This is a genomic window from Synechococcus sp. OH30 (genome assembly GCF_047462175.1).
Classification (GTDB): domain Bacteria; phylum Cyanobacteriota; class Cyanobacteriia; order Thermostichales; family Thermostichaceae; genus Thermostichus.
The window spans coordinates 154,172-171,300 of sequence record NZ_JANSIP010000004.1 but is presented as its reverse complement, the minus strand read 5'-3'; the positions used below and the strand labels follow the sequence as shown (position 1 = coordinate 171,300).

15 protein-coding genes are annotated in these 17,129 nt (G+C 59.4%); 7 read left to right on the top strand and 8 right to left on the bottom strand.

The features are described 5' to 3' along the window. Positions 1 to 37 precede the first annotated feature (37 nt). Positions 38 to 541, bottom strand: coding sequence for a pentapeptide repeat-containing protein (locus NW830_RS06505; protein WP_414362240.1), 504 nt, complete (start codon positions 539 to 541; stop codon positions 38 to 40). 123 nt (positions 542 to 664) lie between these two features. Here NW830_RS06505 and larC point away from each other — a divergent pair, with 123 nt between their 5' ends. From larC to NW830_RS06485, 4 genes are all read left to right on the top strand, one after another. Then, positions 665 to 1,858, top strand: coding sequence for a nickel pincer cofactor biosynthesis protein LarC (gene larC / locus NW830_RS06500; RefSeq protein ID WP_414362304.1), 1,194 nt, complete (start codon positions 665 to 667; stop codon positions 1,856 to 1,858). A gap of 179 nt (positions 1,859 to 2,037) precedes the next feature. Beyond that, entirely contained in the window at positions 2,038 to 4,032 is a 1,995-nt protein-coding gene (locus NW830_RS06495; protein WP_414362242.1) for an ABC transporter ATP-binding protein/permease, read from the top strand. A 218-nt stretch (positions 4,033 to 4,250) separates the two neighbouring features. Then, positions 4,251 to 6,032, top strand: coding sequence for an NADPH-dependent assimilatory sulfite reductase hemoprotein subunit (locus tag NW830_RS06490; protein ID WP_414362244.1), 1,782 nt, complete (start codon positions 4,251 to 4,253; stop codon positions 6,030 to 6,032). 114 nt (positions 6,033 to 6,146) lie between these two features. Beyond that, on the top strand, positions 6,147 to 6,968 hold the full coding sequence (locus tag NW830_RS06485) for a tetratricopeptide repeat protein (protein ID WP_414362246.1): 822 nt from the start codon (positions 6,147 to 6,149) through the stop codon (positions 6,966 to 6,968). Between the two features lie 35 nt (positions 6,969 to 7,003). Here NW830_RS06485 and NW830_RS06480 read toward each other — a convergent pair whose 3' ends face one another. Further along, positions 7,004 to 7,348, bottom strand: a complete 345-nt coding sequence (locus NW830_RS06480) for an STAS domain-containing protein (RefSeq protein ID WP_414362248.1) — start codon at positions 7,346 to 7,348, stop codon at positions 7,004 to 7,006. Positions 7,349 to 7,459: 111 nt separating this feature from the next. Here NW830_RS06480 and NW830_RS06475 point away from each other — a divergent pair, with 111 nt between their 5' ends. Continuing rightward, a complete protein-coding gene (locus NW830_RS06475; protein WP_414362250.1) occupies positions 7,460 to 8,647 on the top strand; it encodes a glycosyltransferase family 2 protein in 1,188 nt (395 codons plus the stop codon). On the opposite strand, the gene NW830_RS06470 is transcribed toward NW830_RS06475, so the two are convergent. The 3 genes from NW830_RS06470 to NW830_RS06460 all read right to left on the bottom strand — a co-directional run bounded on the left by NW830_RS06470 (position 8,644) and on the right by NW830_RS06460 (position 10,180). Next, entirely contained in the window at positions 8,644 to 9,600 is a 957-nt protein-coding gene (locus NW830_RS06470) for a DNA adenine methylase (RefSeq protein ID WP_414404621.1), read from the bottom strand. The two genes, NW830_RS06475 and NW830_RS06470, sit on opposite strands and share 4 nt — an antisense overlap. A 1-nt stretch (position 9,601) precedes the next feature. Beyond that, a complete protein-coding gene (locus tag NW830_RS06465; RefSeq protein ID WP_414404626.1) occupies positions 9,602 to 9,877 on the bottom strand; it encodes a PD-(D/E)XK nuclease superfamily protein in 276 nt (91 codons plus the stop codon). 135 nt (positions 9,878 to 10,012) lie between these two features. Further along, positions 10,013 to 10,180, bottom strand: a complete 168-nt coding sequence (locus tag NW830_RS06460; RefSeq protein ID WP_414362256.1) for a hypothetical protein — start codon at positions 10,178 to 10,180, stop codon at positions 10,013 to 10,015. Positions 10,181 to 10,484: 304 nt separating this feature from the next. Here NW830_RS06460 and NW830_RS06455 point away from each other — a divergent pair, with 304 nt between their 5' ends. Next, positions 10,485 to 11,177 carry a response regulator transcription factor gene (locus NW830_RS06455; protein ID WP_414362258.1) on the top strand — a complete coding sequence of 231 codons (693 nt, stop codon included), beginning with the start codon at positions 10,485 to 10,487 and terminating at the stop codon, positions 11,175 to 11,177. A 176-nt stretch (positions 11,178 to 11,353) separates the two neighbouring features. Next, positions 11,354 to 12,457, top strand: coding sequence for a prolipoprotein diacylglyceryl transferase (lgt, locus tag NW830_RS06450; RefSeq protein ID WP_414362260.1), 1,104 nt, complete (start codon positions 11,354 to 11,356; stop codon positions 12,455 to 12,457). 30 nt (positions 12,458 to 12,487) lie between these two features. On the opposite strand, the gene NW830_RS06445 is transcribed toward lgt, so the two are convergent. The 3 genes from NW830_RS06445 to acsF are packed head-to-tail and all read right to left on the bottom strand — an operon-like array spanning position 12,488 to position 17,079. Continuing rightward, on the bottom strand, positions 12,488 to 14,440 hold the full coding sequence (locus tag NW830_RS06445; RefSeq protein WP_414362262.1) for a tetratricopeptide repeat protein: 1,953 nt from the start codon (positions 14,438 to 14,440) through the stop codon (positions 12,488 to 12,490). Between the two features lie 15 nt (positions 14,441 to 14,455). Then, the gene (locus tag NW830_RS06440; RefSeq protein WP_414362264.1) at positions 14,456 to 15,940 is read right to left on the bottom strand and encodes a site-2 protease family protein; all 1,485 of its coding nucleotides are present in this window, start codon (positions 15,938 to 15,940) and stop codon (positions 14,456 to 14,458) included. A gap of 47 nt (positions 15,941 to 15,987) precedes the next feature. Beyond that, on the bottom strand, positions 15,988 to 17,079 hold the full coding sequence (gene acsF / locus NW830_RS06435; protein ID WP_414362266.1) for a magnesium-protoporphyrin IX monomethyl ester (oxidative) cyclase: 1,092 nt from the start codon (positions 17,077 to 17,079) through the stop codon (positions 15,988 to 15,990). Between the last annotated feature and the right edge of the window lie 50 nt (positions 17,080 to 17,129).

Genomic DNA, 17,129 nt, shown 5'->3' with positions numbered 1-17,129 from the left:
GGTTCAGGGATCCTGTTTTCTTCACCTTTGCCGGCTTTCAGGGACAGCCTAGACTTGCGCGGGTGGCAACGCCTGTTACGGGATGGGATCCCTCAGCCCGCTGGCACAATTCCCGCAGGGCTGCCCGATCCACATAGGCGTCGCTAAAGTCAGCGCCGGCAATCTGCGCCCCTTGCCAAACCGCCCGGGCAGCAATGGCTCCCCTGAGGTTGGCCCCCCTAAGGTCGGCGCCTGCTAGGTTGGCCAGATCCAACAGGCTGTTGCTGAGATCTGCCCCCGCCAGGTTAGCCCCCGCCAGATTGGCTTTGGTAAAGGCCACGCCGGCAAGGTTGGCCCCGTGCAGATCGGCACCCTGCAGGTTGGCGCTGACAAAACTGCTGCCCCGCCAGTCCTGGCCGGACAGATCCTGCCCCTGCAAATTGGCATTGCTAAAGTTGAGGCGAGTCTGGGATCCTGCTGGGGATCCCCACAGGCCCCACAGCAGCAGCGTTGCCCCCAGCAGGATCCCCAGGGAAAGCCAAAAGCGGATCCAAGGATTCATTTGGGATCCCCCCTTGCGGCGGAAGTTTTTCCTATTTTGGCCTTGGCGGCAGCCCCTCCCGTTGGCATCGCCACCACTCTGGGCAAAACTGAGTGGAGCCGTCCCTCCCGTTTCAACGCTGCTATGAAGGTGGCCTACTTGGACTGTGCGGCAGGCATTGCCGGCGATATGTGCTTGGGGGCTCTGCTGGATTGCGGGGTGCCCCTGGAGTATCTCAACCAGCAGCTCCAGGCGCTGGGCATCGAAGGAGAATACAGCCTACAAGTATGCCGGGTGCAGCGGTGCGGCCAGCCGGCTCTGCAAGCGGTGGTGGAGGTGTTGGACGAGTCCCCGCCCGCCCGCTCCTGGAGGGAGATCCAGGCTTTGATTGCCGGATCCCGCTTGGCCCCTGCGGTCAAGGCCCGCAGCCTCAAAGTTTTTGAGAAGCTGGCGCAGGCAGAGGCAAAAGTCCATCAGGTGCCCCTAGAAAAAGTGCATTTCCACGAGGTGGGGGCCGTCGATGCCCTGGTGGATATCGTCGGCACCTGTATCGGCCTGGATTGGCTGCAGGTGGAGCGGGTGATCTCCTCTCCCCATCCCATTGGCGGTGGCTGGGTGAGCACCAAACATGGCCAACTGGCGGTGCCCGTGCCGGCGGTGATTGAGCTGTGGGAAATGGGACGGGTGCCAGTGTTTAGCAACGGCGTGGAAGCCGAGCTGGTTACCCCCACCGGCGCAGCCCTGGCGGTGGCGCTGGCAGAAGCGTTTGGGCCCTGTCCACCGCTGCGGCTGGAAAAAGTGGGGCGCGGGGCCGGCAGCCGCGAGTTGCCCATTCCCAACATCTTTCGTCTCTGGATTGGTCAGTCCCAGGGGGAAGAGCCAACCGAGATCGTCTCAGTGTTGCAAACTCAGATTGACGACCTCAACCCCCAAGTGATTGCCTATACCTGCGAGCAGTTGCTGGCCCTCGGCGCCTGGGACGTGTTTACCCAACCCATCACCATGAAGCAGGGGCGGCCGGGAGTGTTACTGACGGTGATCTGCCCGCCGGATCGGGTGCCGGAGTGCCAGGAGCTCATCTTCCGGGAAACCACCACCCTGGGCATCCGCCACTCCCAGCAGCAGCGCACCGTCCTGGAGCGGCGGATCGAACGGGTGGAAACCCCCTACGGCCTGGTGGACATCAAGGTGGCCTATCACCATGGCCGCCTTGTCAACGCCCAGCCGGAGTTCCGCGACTGCGTGGCCCGCGCCCAAGCGTTTCGCGTGCCGGTTCAGACGGTGTGGCTGGCGGCCCAAGCGGCCTGGCAAAAGCGGTTGCAAGGGGATCCCAACTGAAAACAGAAGCTTTGGGCAAAAGTAGGCTCCCGCGCAGGAGCTGGACATAATCCCTACCAGCACTGGCTCAGCATGGGCAGCGGGGCTCTTCCTCAGAGGCGAAGGGATTTGCTCCTGGTGGACCAAGAAGGGATCCCTGGCCTGTTAGCCTGGAAGATGTTGTTGCCGACAACTGCCACATGGAATCCCAGACCTATCAATTTAACTTTGACCGCAAACTTTGGGACCGCTTTATTAGCGTAGCCCAGCCCTATTTTTACCCGCGGGTGCGCTATGGGGGCTGGATTTTCTTTGGCTTGTTAACAGCATCCATGGTGTTTGTGGTTGCCCTGATGTTTTTTGTCGAGATTGGGGTAACCCTGGCTGGGCAGGCTCTTTTTCCAGAGTTCTTCCGAACTTTAGCAGCAGGACTGGTCGAGCAAACGGAGAGAAACCTAGCCTCGCCAGTACTGGGGGTGGCAGCAGCCAGCTTAGTCCTAAGCAGTCTGGCGTTTGTGGTGGTGTGGAGGCAGATTCATCGGCGCTGGTTGCAGTGGGTGCTCCTTACCTTTTTGCTGTTTCTATCTCTAACGGTAAACCGACTAAACGTAATGATTAGCTTTATCTTTCGGTTTATCGATACCGCCCTACAACAAAAAGAAGAGAGTACCTTCTGGCAGTTTTTAATCATCTACGGGGTGCTAATCATCTCGGCCATTCCCATTTTGGTTATTTACCGATATACGCGGCTGAAGCTGGGGCTGTTTTGGCGGGAATGGCTGACCGACCACTTTCTGGATCGCTACTTTGATCGCCGGGCCTACTACGAGCTGGATTCCAACGCCGCCAACACCGAAATCGACAACCCCGACCAGCGCATCTCCGAAGACGTTCGCTCCTTTACCGGCACTACCCTTTCTTTTTTGCTGGATATTCTCGACTCGATCCTCACCCTCTACGCCTTTACCGGCATCCTCTACAGCATCTCCCGCCCCTTGGCGGTGGGATTGGTTGTCTATGCTGCCATTGGCACCGCCATTGCCATTGTGGCTGGACGCAAGCTAATTAAAATTAACTTCGATCAACTGCGCTACGAGGCTGACTTTCGCTACAGCCTAGTCCACGTGCGGGACAACGCTGAGTCCATCGCCTTTTACCAGGGAGAAGACCTAGAGCTGAGGCAGATCTTGAATCGCTTTGCTGCTGCCCTGCGCAACTTTGACTTGTTAATCATTTGGCAGGCTGTTATTGACATTTTTCAGTATGCCTATAACTACTTCACGCGCATTGTGCCCTATGTAATTGTGGCCCCCCTTTACTTTAGCGGCGTACGGGATTTTGGCACCATTACCCAGGCCACCATTGCTTTCAGCCAGGTGCTGAGTGCCCTTTCAATCGTGGCCAACCAGATCCAGAGCATCTCCAGCTTTGCCGCCGGGATCAACCGTCTAGGGTCCTTTTACGAAGCGTTGGAGAATCCGGCCCTGCGCCACACCCACACTCGGGAGAGCACCATCCAAACTCGCATTGCTCCCCACCTGGCGCTGCAGCACGTTACTTTGCTAACACCAAACTCGGAACAAACCCTGGTGCGGGATCTGTCTCTGAGTTTAGAGGCAGGCCAACGGCTGCTCATTGTAGGAGCCAGCGGCAGCGGCAAGAGCTCCCTCCTGCGGGCCATTGCCGGCCTGTGGAACAACGGCCAGGGATCCATTGCCCGCCCCGATACCACCGAGATGCTCTTCCTGCCGCAAAAGCCCTACATGCTGCTGGGATCCCTGCGGGATCAACTCCTCTATCCAGGTCGTCGCCGAGATCTAACCGACGAGGAGCTCTTGCAAATCTTGGCTCGGGTTAATCTAGCCGACTTGCCGGAGCGGGTGGGCGGCTTTGACGTGGAGAAAGATTGGGCCAGCACCCTCTCCTTGGGCGAACAGCAGCGCCTGGCCTTTGCCCGCATTTTAATTACACGGCCTCGCTACGCCATTTTGGATGAGGCCACCAGCGCTCTAGATGTAGCCAACGAAAAGCTGCTCTACCGGCAACTGCAACACCTCAACACCACCTACGTCAGCGTCGGCCACCGCCCCACTCTCCTGGCCTACCACGACCTGGTCTTGGAGCTACAGGGCAACTCTGCCTGGAAACTCTGGTCGGCGGCAGAATACGGCGCCCGCCTGGCCCTGGCCGGCTAGAGGCTCTCAATCTGCGGTGGTATCCTGCCCTCACCCCCGTCCCCTCTCCTGGAGTGACGACCCAAGCGCTCCGCGCCGCTAGCGCGAACACCCCCAGCCCCTCTCCCAGAGGGAGAGGGGGGTAGGCTGTTCTAACCCCAACCCACAGAACTAGACACGGCCCAGGGGAGATGCTACCCTGTTTCACAGGTATTCCGACCGGATTACTGGAGAATCGGATGAGCTCCCTTGTCGGCTCTGCGGCCAAGCGCTCCAAGGTGGAGCAGATCAAGGCAGATAGCCATTTCCTGCGGGATCCCTTGCAGCAGGAGCTGGCCCAAGACACCACCCACTTTAGCGAGGCGGCGGCGCAAGTGCTCAAGTTTCATGGCGCCTACCAGCAGGACGACCGGGATCTGCGGCAGCAGCGGAAGCAGGAGGGACGGGAGCGGGCCTACCAGATGATGTTGCGCACCCGCATTCCGGGGGGGCATGTGCCGCCGCAGCTTTACTTGACCCTGGATCGGCTGGCCGAGGAGTACGGCAACGGCACCCTGCGGGCCACCACCCGGCAGACCTTTCAACTCCACGGGATCCTAAAGAAAAATCTCAAGGCCACCATTGCCAGCATCATCCGGCAGATGGGATCCACCCTGGCCGCCTGTGGCGATGTTAACCGCAACGTCATGGCGCCGGCTGCCCCCTACAAAAACCGGCCTGCCTACCGCTACGCCCAGGAGTACGCCCGCAAGCTGGCGGATCTCCTGGCTCCAAAGACTTCTGCCTACTACGAGCTGTGGGTGGATGGAGAGCCGGTTCCCATCCCGCCGGTGGATCCGGAAGTCCAGGAAGCCGAGCAGTTTGTGGGCAACGGCGTGAGGCTGGAGGGGCCGGAACCTCTCTATGGCCCGGTCTATCTGCCCCGCAAGTTTAAGACGGCCATCGCCGTAGCCGGGGAGAACACCGTCGATGTGTACTCCCAAGACCTGGGTTTGATCGTCCTCACCGACCGCAAGGGCAACCTCAAGGGCTTCAACATCGTGGTGGGCGGCGGCATGGGGCGCACCCACGGCAAGGAGGAGACCCAACCCCTTTTGGCCCAGAAACTCTGCTTTGCCCCGCCGGAAGCGGTGTACCGGGTTTGCCAGGCGGTTTTGGCGGTGCAGCGGGATCACGGCAACCGCTACGACCGCAAGCAGGCACGGCTGAAGTATCTGGTGCGCGACTGGGGGATCCGCAAGTTTCGCCGCGTGGTCGAGCAGTACCTGGGGGAGAAGCTACTGCCCTTCCGGCGCATGCCCAAGTTTGTCCCCAACAGCGACGACTACCTGGGCTGGCACGAGCAAGGGGATGGCCGTTGGTTTTTGGGCCTCTCGATTGAAAATGGCCGCATCCAAGATACGCCGGAGCGGCAGCTGAAAACGGCCCTGCGCAAGATTGTAGAGGAATTTTCCCTCCACCTGCGGCTAACCCCTACGCAGGACGTGATCTTCATTGACATCGAGGAGAGTCAGCGAGAGGCCATCAACCAGATCCTCAAGTCCCACGGGGTGCTTTCCAAAGAGGAGATCCCGGAGCTGGTGCGGCTCTCCATGGCCTGTCCGGCGCTTCCCACCTGCGGCTTGGCCATTACCGAGTCGGAGCGAGCCCTGCCCACCCTGATTCGCCAGTTGGATCAGCTCTTGCAGGAGCTGGGGCTGCAGGATTCGCCCTTTTTGGTGCGCATGACCGGCTGCCCCAATGGCTGTGCCCGACCTTACTTGGCAGAGCTCGGCTTGGTGGGATCCGCCCCCGATGGCTACTACCAGATCTGGCTGGGGGCCAGCCCGCAAGGGGATCGCCTGGCCCAGCCGTTTCAGGATCGGGTGCACATTAGCCAGATCGTGCCCCTGATGAGAATTCTTCTGCAGCTCTACAAGCAGGAGCGCCACCCCCAAGAGCGCTTCGGCGACTACTGCTACCGGGTGGGGATCCCCTACCTACAGGCCCAGGTGCAGCAGCTCCAGCAGGTTCAAAGTTAAGGGGGCTGCCGGCGAGGTTCTAGCACCATCCCTGTGCCGCTGGCCTGGCCAGTAGGCTGCTGTGCTTTCAAGGGGGCCGATGATAGAGTACAGAGAGATTGGTGGAGCCCCTTCATGCCTCAGTCCAAACCTGACAAATCGCCCCTCCGCAAATTCCTGGAAGCCCTGATGCTGGTGTTTGGCGCAGTCGTGTTCCTGGGCTTCTCCTTTGGCCCGATACTGCAGGCACTGGGGCCTTCTGACTCGGCAGACACCGCCAATTTGGTTACCGAGCAACTGCGGGCCCAGGCGGACGGCTACCGGGCCGTGCTGGAACGGGAGCCGGATAACCCCATTGCCCTGCGGGGGTTAATTGACACGCAACTGCAGCTCAACGAGCCGCAAGGGGCCATTGAGCCGCTGAAGAAGCTGGTGGAACTGGAGCCGGAAAATCGGCAACTGCGAGCTTTTTTGGCTCAGATTCAGCGGGAGACAGGAGATCTAGAAGGGGCATTAGGACAGCTCCAGATCCTTCACAAAAAGGATCCCAAAGATAGCCAAGTTCTGCAGGAGCTGGCCGATGTTCAACTGGCTCTGGGCCGCACTTCTGAAGCCATTGACCTGCTGGAGAACTACCTGAAAGAAGTACCGGAAGATAACGATGTCCGCCTGCGCTTGGCCTTTATCTACGCCCGCAACAACCAGACGGGAAAAGCGGTGGCCCTTTATGATGAGATGATAGCGGCGGATCCCAGTGATTTTGCGCCCCTGTTGGGCAAAGCCATTGCTCTTAGCTCCGCTACCGACGAAAGCCTCCGGGCACAAGCCCCTGATCTGTTTGAGCAAGCGGCCCGCCTGGCCCCGCCCAAGGTGCGGGAGGAAATCCGGCAACAGGCAAAGCTCTATGCCCAAAGAAACCAGCCCCAGGCCGTTGAGAACCAGGAGACTAGCCCCTAGGAGTTTTGATTTGAGGAGGCGGTAAGCTCTCCCCTTTAGGACTCAGAGACCTCCTTGAGGGCCGCTTCCACCGACGGATAAATCTCAAAAAGAGAATCCAGACGGGTAACCTTGAGAACCAGCTTGGCTTGTTCTCCTAAGCCGCAGAGCTTGAGATGACAGCCAGCGGCAGAGCAGAGGCGTCTTGCCCACACCAAAGCCGACACCCCCCTGCTGTTGATCAGCGTAACCTGGCTTAGATCCAGTAAGAGGTGTTTGGGTTTCTCGGCAAGAATTTGGCCCAGCTCTTTCCGCACCAAAGCGGGATCCAGCTTTTCTGCCGGAAGCCTGACCAGGGTAACAAGGGATCCCCCAGGGCTGAGCTGAGTGGAAACATCCACAAAGGGCTGGAAAGGTGAGGGTCAGCGAAGGAGCCACACTGATTCTGAACCGAAGCCGCTGGGTTGGGTTCCACCGGGCAACTTTTGTTTGATGTTGAAAAGTAGGTTGAGATGGATACACATGGGATCCCGGATTGGATCGGCGATGCGGCTGCCCTGGGTTTGCTGGCCCTGCAGATGCCAATGGCAGCGGTGTTGCTGGCCCGGCTGCTGCCCGCTGTGTGGCGCCCTTCCCCTCTGCCCCCTGGCCAAGCGGGGATCCCTTTCCCGCCGGGCCTGGTCAGCGTCCTGCTGCCCACCCTCAACGAAGCCAAGCGCCTGGATCCCTGCCTGGAAGGGCTGCACCGCCAGGGAGCGGTTGTGCGCGAGGTACTGGTGGTGGATAGCCACTCCCAGGATGGCACCCGCGAGAAAGTGCTGCAGATGGCCGAGCGGGATCCCCGCTTTCGCCTCTTGACCGACGATCCCCTGCCCAGTGGCTGGGTAGGTCGTCCCTGGGCGTTGCACTATGGATTTCTCCAATCGGATCCCGCCTCTGAGTGGATCCTGGGTATTGATGCCGATACCCGCCCCCAGCCAGGCCTGGTAGAGCGCTTGCTGGAAACTGCCCAAGCCAACCAGCTGGATCTCATCACCCTGGCGCCGCAGTTTATCTTGGAGCACTGGGGAGAAGCTTGGCTGCAGCCAGCTCTTTTGGTAACCCTGATCTACCGCTATGGGGCGGTAGGGGACACGGCTGCTCTGCCGGAGCGGACGATGGCCAATGGGCAATGCATGTTGGTGCGCCGCTCGGTGCTGGAAGCCATGAATGGCTACACGCTGGCGCGAGCTTCCTTTTGCGACGACGTCACCCTGGTGCGGCAGATCGCGGCAGCCGGCTTTAAAGTAGCTTTTTGCGACGGTCGGCACCTGCTCAAGGTGCGCATGTACACGTCTTTGGCCGAAACCTGGCGGGAGTGGGGCCGCTCCCTGGATTTAAAAGATGCCACCCCCAAAGCTCAACTGTGGGGGGATATCGCCCTACTGGTGCTTACCCAAGGGATCCCGGTCTTGGCAGTTGGGGGGCTGGGGCTCAAGGCCGGGATGGGGTTGCCTTTTTCCCTAACAGAGCAGGTTCTGTTGGGGCTAAACTTAGGCCTACTCGCCCTGCGCTTGGGCGTGCTGGTAGGCATTCGCGGCTCCTACCAGGATCCCCCGTGGACATTCTGGGCTTCGCCCCTGGCGGATCCCTTGGCTGTCCTGCGGGTGATCTTGTCAGCCCTCAGTCGCCCCCGCTCTTGGCGCGGGCGCACCTACTAGTCTGTTGCCTCAGGAGCGACGCCGAAGCGCAGCGGAGCAGCAGCAGGGGCAGGCGCCTGTTGGGTGGCATTCAAATAAGGCAACCCCTGCTCCAGTAAGCATAGCTGCACCGTTCTTTCAACAGGGTAGTTTGTGATCACTAGCTCCGTGATTTTTCCTCGCTTTGCCCCCTTGCAGTTGATAGCCCGGTTTGCTTGAACCTCATCAACAGCAAAGAAGGGCATAGCGTACAAAGAGCGAATGATTGCAGTGTCAGAATTAGAAAGCGTGATGTACACGTTATTCTTGCTCAAGTCAATGCAAATATCTCGTAGTCGCTCTTGATCCTTTAAGGTGAAGCCGTTGGCATGATAGGAAGTAAAGTTTGATGTTTGCGAGACAGGAACATAAGGTGGGTCAAAATACACCCAGTCGCCCGGCTTGGCTCTCTTGATAACTGTCTCAAATGGCACGCACAAAATTTCAGCATGTTGTAGAGCAAGGGATGCAGCTAAAAGATTGTCTTTGTCCAGATACTTTGGAGCTTTATATTGCCCAAAAGGAACATTAAACTTTCCCTGCCGATTGACCCGATACAAACCATTGTAGCCTGTCTTGTTTAGGTAAATCATGCGTGCTGCTCTTTCTGCAAGACTCATTGACCAAGGATCTTTCTCTCGAATCTGGTAATAAAAACTTTTATCGTATGGAAATTCAGAAAGCAGTTGAATAACTTCCCAAACATGATCGCGAATGGCCAGGTAAGTATCTATCAACTCGGCGTTGATATCAGAAAGAATCGCTTGTTTAATCTTGCGTTCTCTGTACAGGCGAAAGAAAAGTGCACCACTCCCAACAAAAGGCTCGTGGTAAGTGTTGAAGTAGACCGGCATCCGCTCCAATAGGGCGTCCGTCAGTTGTGTCTTGCCGCCAGCCCATTTTAGAAAGGGTCGCGGAAGAAGCAAATCGCTCATGTTACAATCCAAAATACAAACGTAGCCAATCTTCTAAATCGCTAAACCAGACCACCTTCCCTGTAGACATTAGGTATCCTTGCATGTTTTTTGAGAACCCTTCGCCATCAATCACCACGATCCCTGGAATAGGCCAGTGCTCCATATCTTGAATGGTTGCAGGGATCTTCTCTTCTGCTGTGCCTGACGTTGCCTGAAACTTACACTTCACTCCCAGTCGCTTGCCGCTTTTTTCATCGCTAATGACCACATCAATATAGCGCTGTTGCTCCCACAGCCTTCGTGCTGGTCTTCAATCCAAGAGATTGTGCCAGAGCAACAACTCGCTGCTCTCATTTGTCACCACTTTTAGGTGCTGTTCCTTTTCCTGGCATTGGGAAAACTCCTCACAGACAATGGGTTTCGTTTGGTTTTACCACCCATGCGCTCCCACATCGCCACCCAACCCCCGCACCAGAAGCAAACTCCCGTCGGCAGTCCACCACTGCAACCAGTTGGCCTGGGTCTTGACTTTTTGTCCGCGCCACACCCCCAGGAACAAGCCAATCTCCAGGATCTCACCCTGGGCACGTACAGCCACTTGGGGGCTTTTACCACCACCTTGCTGCCCAGGCCAAAGTTGGAGGCGATCAAAGGCTGGGGGGAGTGAGCTGAGCCAGTTCCAAAGCCTCGCGCCCGGCAGTTTTTCCCATGCAATTGGGGGTAGAGACGACATGGCCCACAGGGATGCTCTTTGAATAACTCAAAGCCCTCTCTGGGATCAACCGCAGGCAATTCTACAGGACTGGCGTAGGCTTTGAGTAACCTCAACTGCCAACCCCTAGGGCTGAGGTATGCTGGTGGGCAGTGAGCAAGTTTCCCGCCTCTTCCTTTGAGGAGAGAATATGCCAGAACCGGAATCCTCCTCTGCGCACATTTTGGTGATCGAAGATGAGACTAAACTGGCCCGCTTCCTGGAAACTGAGCTGACCTACGAGGGATATCGGGTTAGTGTGGTCAGCGATGGCACGGCGGGGCTGGCGGCAGCTTGTGATCAGAAGCCTGACCTAGTGCTGCTGGACTGGATGTTGCCCGGGATCTCGGGGCTGGAAGTTTGTCGGCAGTTGCGCCTGACGGGCAACCGCATGCCGGTGGTGCTGATGACTGCTAGCGACGAGGTGGCGGATCGAGCGGCAGGACTGGAGGCCGGGGCGGATGATTACGTGGTCAAACCCTTTAGCCTGCAGGAGTTGCTGGGGCGGATACGGATCTATTTGCAGCACCCCAAGGGATCGCCTAATGGCCAGTTAGTCTTCATGGATCTAACCCTGGATCCCGTGACACGGGAGGTGAGGCGGGGGGAGCGACAGGTGGAGCTGACGGCTAAAGAGTACGAGCTGCTGCGCTACCTCATGGAACATCCTCGCCAGGTGCTCAGCCGCCAACAGATTTTGGAGCATGTGTGGGGACATAACTTTACAGGGGACTCCAACATCATCGAGGTTTATATTCGCTACTTGCGTCTCAAGATTGAAGCTCCAGGGGAGAAGCGCCTCATCCAGACGGTGCGCGGGGTAGGCTATGTGTTGCGGGACTAAATCGTCTGGGCATCCGGAGGAGCAAGATGGGGGAGAATGGATCCCTACTGGAGGGGACAACGGCTGCTCAAGGTTACGGAAAGGAACCCAGACAGGACTTTGTCCCACTGGCGCAATGGGGTCTTCTGATGGAAGCCGGCTGCTGGAACTGAATTGGGGATTTTGGGGTGCAGAGCATGCTGGGTCTTACCTTCAGCTCGCCGGGAGAATTTGTCTTTCGCTTTCCCCCCGAAACTCCATTGGTGGGCGGTCTGGGGCTGCGCTGGTACGGCCTGCTGATGGCCATTGCCGTGTTGGTCGGCCTGCTCCTGACCAAAGCCCTAGCAGAGGCTCGCCATCTGGAGAAAGAGCCTGGCAAGGCCAGCGAACGGGTCGAGATCCTGGCCCTGTGGCTGGTGGTGTCCGGGTTTCTGGGCGCCCGCCTCTACTACGTCCTCACCCACTGGTCAGAGTTCCAAGACAGCCCCCTCTCGGCCTTCGCCATCTGGCGGGGAGGCATCGTCATCCACGGTGGGATCTTGGCTGGCGCTCTGGCCCTCTACCTCTATTGCCGCGCCACCGGGATCAACGGCTGGAAGTACGCCGATGTGATCACACCGGGGTTAATCTTGGGCCAAGCCATTGGGCGCTGGGGCAATTTTTTTAACTCCGAGGCCTACGGTGCCCCTATTCCCCCCGACAGCAGGTGGCCCTTGCGGGTATACATCCCCCCCCAAGCCCGCGAGCCGGAGTACAGCCAGTTTGAGTTTTTTCACCCCATCTTTTTCTACGAGAGCGTCCTCAACCTGGTTCTGTTTGCCCTCTTGATGGGGATGTTCTGGCGCTTCCCCAAACTCAAAGATGGCACCTGGGTTTGGACCTATGTTGTCGGCTACAGCCTAATTCGCATCCCTTATGAAATCTTGCGCGTCTCGGCGGTGGCCTATCTGCCGGGAACCTCCATCAAGGCTGCCTATGTGGCCAGCGCCATAGGCCTAGTGCTTGGGATCGGCATGCTGATCTACATGTACCGGCTGCGCTTCGATCCCGACTTGGAACAATTGGCGGCTTGGCTGGCCCAACAGGCGGGGCTGGAGCTGGAAACAGCCGCAGAGCTTGTGCAGCGGGCTTGGGCCATCCAGCAAAAGCACCGCCGCGCCGACTTGCTGGATCGCGTTACTCTGGCCATGCCCCACTTTCCAAGCACTCTTGCTCCCCATCTCTCTTTGGGCCAACGGGAGCTGCTGATGCGGCAACTGTTCTGCCGTCTGGAAGGCCGGGATCTTCCCCAGGCAGGTTAGCGCTAAGGCTATTAGGCTGGATGAGAGTACCTAAACCAGACTTTGCAACCAGGCTTCCAGGGCGCGGATGGGGGCTGGATCCCGGTAGACACACTCCTGGCGGGCTTTTACCTGCTGGCCCATCTGTTCCCGCCAGCGGTCATCCAGGCCCAGGCGCACAGCAATCTGGACATACTCCTCTAGGTTAGAGGCAATGGTGGCGTGGATCCCCATCTGCTGCAGGATGGCGTAGGTGTGGCGACCCCGCATCAGGGATCCCGGCAGGGTAACGATGGGCAGCCCGTGGGGCAGGGCTTCCAGGGTGGTGTTGCCGCCAGACCAGTCAATGCTGTCCAGGTAAACATCTCCCAGGGCGTTGTAGGCGGCGTACTCGGCAGGGGAGAGTTCTGGCAGCAGCAGCACATAGTCTTCCGCGGCCAGGCCGTAGGCGCGGAAGGCCCGCTGTAGCCGCTGCCAGAAGCGCTGGCGGATCCCTTGGGAGAGGCGGCCCCGCAAAAACAGGAATTGACACCGCCCCACTTCCCGAGCAATGCGGGGGAAGACCTCGTCGTACTGGGGCAGGTACTTAAACAGAGATTGGGCGCAGAGGTAGAGCACCCTATCAGGATCCACACCCCACGCTTGCCAGTCCACAGGGGCGGGGTCAACGTCCAAAGGGATGTAGTAGGTGCCGATGCCAGGCAGAAGCAGGAGCTGCTCGGTGTAGTGGTCGGCCCCATCCGGCGGCTCCATTAGTTCGCTACTGATGAAAACGTCCAGCGTCGGCAGGCCAGAGGTTTGCGGATGTCCCCAGGCCATGGCCTGCACAGGGGCCAAACGCAAGGCGGCCAACTGGGCGCAGACCGGGTCAATGCCCACTTCCGGGTAGAGGAGCACGTCCAGTTGGGCCGCTCGAATCGCCGCCTGCCACTCCGCCAAGCTGCGGGATCCGGCTATAAACTGCTCAAAACGCGGTGGCAGGGAGCGCGTAATCTCGTCTTGGACGACCGAGGTGTGGAAGCCGTAGAGGGCTACTTGGGAGCGATCCAAAGCTTCTACCCAGCCGTGGGTCAGGATCTTCCAAACAGAGTGATCCCGGAACAGGCCAGAGACGATGCCCACCCGCAGCTGCCCAGGACGTCGCCGCAGGAGAAGGCGGGGCTGCGGGTAGCGAGCCGCCATCACCTCCCCTACCAGGGATCCGTACAGGTGCTGCAGCTCGCGGTCGTTCTGGCCCTGGTAGGGCAAAAAGAAGGGTTGGACAGAGCCGACTCCGCTAGCCGCCCGCTCCAGGGTTTTGGGATCCCGCGGCAGTTGTGCCCAGCGGGCCTTCACCTGCTGCAGAGCTTGGCGGTAGCGCTCCCGGGCAACTGGGATCTGCTCAGAGGTGTCGTAGAGCAGGGGCAACTGGCTGACACACCAGCCCAGGGCCGCTGCCAAATCGGCAGGATCAGTTTGCCAGAGGCGGTAGAACAGCCCTGCCGCTTCCTCCTCCCGGCCACAATCGCGCAACAGGATGGCCAGCGTATAGGCGGCATCGGCAAAGTCTGGCTGCAACTCCAGAGCCTGCTTCAGCGGCACCAGGGCCGCTTCCAACTCCCCCTGCTGCCGCAGCACCAGTCCCAACTGGTACAGAACTTCCGGATCCGGCCCCCCTTGCTCCAGAGCCTGCTGGAGGTGGGCTTTTGCCTCCCCCAGGTAACCTGCCTGCTTGAGGGCAATCGCCAGATTATAGTGGGCGTCGGGAAAGCACGGCTGCTGCGCCAAAGCCTGCTGCATCAGGGCAATGGCCTCCTCCAGGGATCCCTGCTGCTGCCGACAGACCCCCAAAAGGTGCAGCGCCTCCGGGTGGGTGGGCCGGGCCTGCAACACCTGTTGGTAGAGGGAGCTGGCCTCTTCCAGTTGCCCCCTCTGGTGATGGTGGAGAGCCTGAAGCAGCAGGCGCTGTAGGTGCTTCTCTCTGTTGTCTCGGCTGGGGCCAAAGCCCTTTCCCGGCGGCGACATCGAGCTTCCCAGACTTTAGCCGTTGGGGAGGTTGAGGAAGCCCGCCAAGGCTGGGGCAATGGGCAGCAGGGTCATCACCATCAAAAAGAGAGCTAGCAGCGCCAAGGCATCCCGCTGGCCGTCGGTTTCGGTAATCTCATCCTGCGGGGGACGCTCCGGCTCGCGAGCAATAAAGAGAATCAGCAGCGCCCAGTAGAGGGCCAAAACGTTACTAATGGCTGCCACTGCCAGAGCAATCAGGGTGATGACCGTAGCACGTGCCGCCGTCTTCCGCCCGTACACCGCCTGCACGATCCGCCCGCCGTCCAACTGGCCCGCCGGCAGCAGGCTCAAGGCGGTGATGGCCAGGCCAATCCAGCCTACGGCCACGAAGGGGTGAATGGGCACCAGCTCCGCCTGCAACTGGGATCCCAGCACCAGCCGCGCCAGCGTGCCCACCAGGATGGAGCTGCGGAAGATCTCCGTGGGCACGTATAGGCCACTGGAGCCAGACAACTTCAAGCCAACCAGCAGCACCACTAGGGAAAGAAGACCCCCCGCCGCCGGGCCGGCAAAGGCAATGTCAAACAGGGCCTTGCGGTTGGGCACCGGCGACTGGATGCGGTTTAGGGATCCCAGCGTGCCAATCCCCAAGCTGGGAATCACAAAAGCCGGGCTGAGGCGCACGCCGTACTTGCCGGCCATCCAGCGGTGGCCGGTCTCGTGCACCAGCAGAATGGCGAAGATCCCCGCCGCCACTGGCAGGGCTTCCACCCAGCGCCCCGGCGCCTCCAACAGCCGGAAGCCCAGCAGGTTGGCCCCCACCTCCAAAGTGGCCAGAAAGCTCGCTAGCATTAGGCCTGCAGCCAGGATCTTTGCCCCTGTCGAAGTGCGGTAGTTAACAATCTCGTCTGGCAGAACCACCACCGCTGGCTTTTCCGAGGCATCCTCAACCAAAAACAGTTGGTAGCGGCCGCCCACTCGTTCCTTCAGCCTTTCCAAAAGCAGGGGCACCACTACCTCTGCGTCCCGGCGGAGGTTGCCCTTGAAGATTGCCCCCTCCCCATAGGGAATAGTCTCGGTGACAAAGAAGGTGTCCAGACTGAAGATGGATTGAATGGCCTGCAAATCTTCCGCAGAGATGCCCCGCAACACCACTGCTGGCCGTTCCCCAGGCGCCTCCCCCTCAGCTGCCGAAGAGGCTTCCTGCCGCTCCCCTAACTGGGCCAACTGCTGCCGCCGCGCCTGCAGCTCCTGCTGGGCCAACTGGCGGGTTTTGCGCCCCACGGCAATGTAGAGCCCCGTGAACACCAGCAAGAGCAGGAGGAAGCCGGCAAAGTTGAGGTAAACCCCAAACAGCAAGAGCCCTAGGAAGACCACCCAGGGCAAAAGAAGCAGGGATCCCTGGAACCACACCCAGACAGCCAGGGATCCCCGCTGGCGGGCTCGCCAGAACCCCCACCCCAAAAAGGCCAGCGTTCCCAGCAAAAAGAGGGGCGTAATCTCGGCGGCGATGTTCATGGCTGACCTACGAGGCTTACCGATACTGAGCTGGGATCAAGAGCCGCTCAAGCAGAAACAGCCGCTTCTTCAAAACGAGGCTCCGGCTGCTCCCACAAGTAAAAGCCAGCTTTGCGCGGTTTGAGCAGAAACAGCCGCAGGAACTGGTAGGCGTTGTTGAGGTAAAGGGGCAGCTTGCGCAGGCCCTTGAAGGGGCCAGAACCGCGGGCAATTTCCCTCAACTTGGCGTTGTTGGCCACGCACTTCTGCAGCCGGCGCACAAACTCAGGGTTCTCCACATCCAGCACCACCGGGAAGACCTTGGCCGCCTCGCGGTTGGTCTTGTAGATCACCTCCATATCGTAGGTATGGGGATCCAGGCCGATGAGGCGGTAGAAGTCCGGGCGCTCGCCCACGTCGTTGAGGTACATGGTGGCAAATACCGACAGCAGGAAGAAGCGGCACCACAGCTCCGCTACCCATCCCTTGAGCAGCCGCGGCTGGCTCAGGAGCATGAGAGCAAAGAAATCGCCGTGGCGGTTCTCGTCCTGGCACCAGTTCTTGAAGAAATTGAAGATGGGGTAGATGCGGTTTTCGGGATGAGCTTCGAGGTGGCGGTAGATGAGGATGTAGCGCCAGTAGCCGATCTTCTCCGAGAGATAGGTGGCGTAGAAGATAAAGCGGGGCGCAAAGTAGGTGTAGGACTTGTGCTTGGTCAAAAAGCCCAGGTCAAAGGCCATGTTGAAGTCGCCCATAGCCCGGTTGAGGAAGCCGGCGTGGCGGGCTTCATCCCGGCTCATTAGGGCAAAGCACTCGGCCAAGATGGGGTTGGTCTTTTTCAGCCGGCGGGATAGCTCCTTGTAGAGGAGAAAGCCAGAGAACTCCGCTGTGCAGGAGCGCTCCAAAAACTCCACAAACAGCCGCCGCGCTTCCGGATCAAGCCGGCTTTCCCAATCTTGGTTGAACTCCTCGCCCCGGACAAAGTGGTGGCGGTTGTAGTCGGCGCGAAACTCCTCTAGGAGGGCTCGAAAGTCAGCCTCTCGATCGCCCAGCCCCATCTTGCCGATGGCCTCGAAGTCAGTAGTGTAAAAGCGGGGTGTTAGGAGGGTCTCTTTGGGCACTCGCGCCTGGGTTCGGGCAGCTTGCAACGTGGAAGTCATAGGGGTTGCAGGATAAAAGGCCTGTATACTCTCGCAGTTTACCAGCCCCT

Excerpts from the sequence above, each read along its gene's own strand:
- NW830_RS06505 (WP_414362240.1), bottom strand. The coding sequence starts at position 541 with ATGAATCCTTGGATCCGCTTTTGGCTTTCCCTGGGGATCCTGCTGGGG.
- larC (WP_414362304.1), top strand. The coding sequence starts at position 665 with ATGAAGGTGGCCTACTTGGACTGTGCGGCAGGCATTGCCGGCGATATG.
- NW830_RS06495 (WP_414362242.1), top strand. The coding sequence starts at position 2,038 with ATGGAATCCCAGACCTATCAATTTAACTTTGACCGCAAACTTTGGGAC.
- NW830_RS06490 (WP_414362244.1), top strand. The coding sequence starts at position 4,251 with ATGAGCTCCCTTGTCGGCTCTGCGGCCAAGCGCTCCAAGGTGGAGCAG.
- NW830_RS06485 (WP_414362246.1), top strand. The coding sequence starts at position 6,147 with ATGCCTCAGTCCAAACCTGACAAATCGCCCCTCCGCAAATTCCTGGAA.
- NW830_RS06475 (WP_414362250.1), top strand. The coding sequence starts at position 7,460 with ATGGATACACATGGGATCCCGGATTGGATCGGCGATGCGGCTGCCCTG.
- NW830_RS06470 (WP_414404621.1), bottom strand. The coding sequence starts at position 9,600 with ATGAGCGATTTGCTTCTTCCGCGACCCTTTCTAAAATGGGCTGGCGGC.
- NW830_RS06455 (WP_414362258.1), top strand. The coding sequence starts at position 10,485 with ATGCCAGAACCGGAATCCTCCTCTGCGCACATTTTGGTGATCGAAGAT.
- lgt (WP_414362260.1), top strand. The coding sequence starts at position 11,354 with ATGCTGGGTCTTACCTTCAGCTCGCCGGGAGAATTTGTCTTTCGCTTT.
- NW830_RS06445 (WP_414362262.1), bottom strand. The coding sequence starts at position 14,440 with ATGTCGCCGCCGGGAAAGGGCTTTGGCCCCAGCCGAGACAACAGAGAG.
- NW830_RS06440 (WP_414362264.1), bottom strand. The coding sequence starts at position 15,940 with ATGAACATCGCCGCCGAGATTACGCCCCTCTTTTTGCTGGGAACGCTG.
- acsF (WP_414362266.1), bottom strand. The coding sequence starts at position 17,079 with ATGACTTCCACGTTGCAAGCTGCCCGAACCCAGGCGCGAGTGCCCAAA.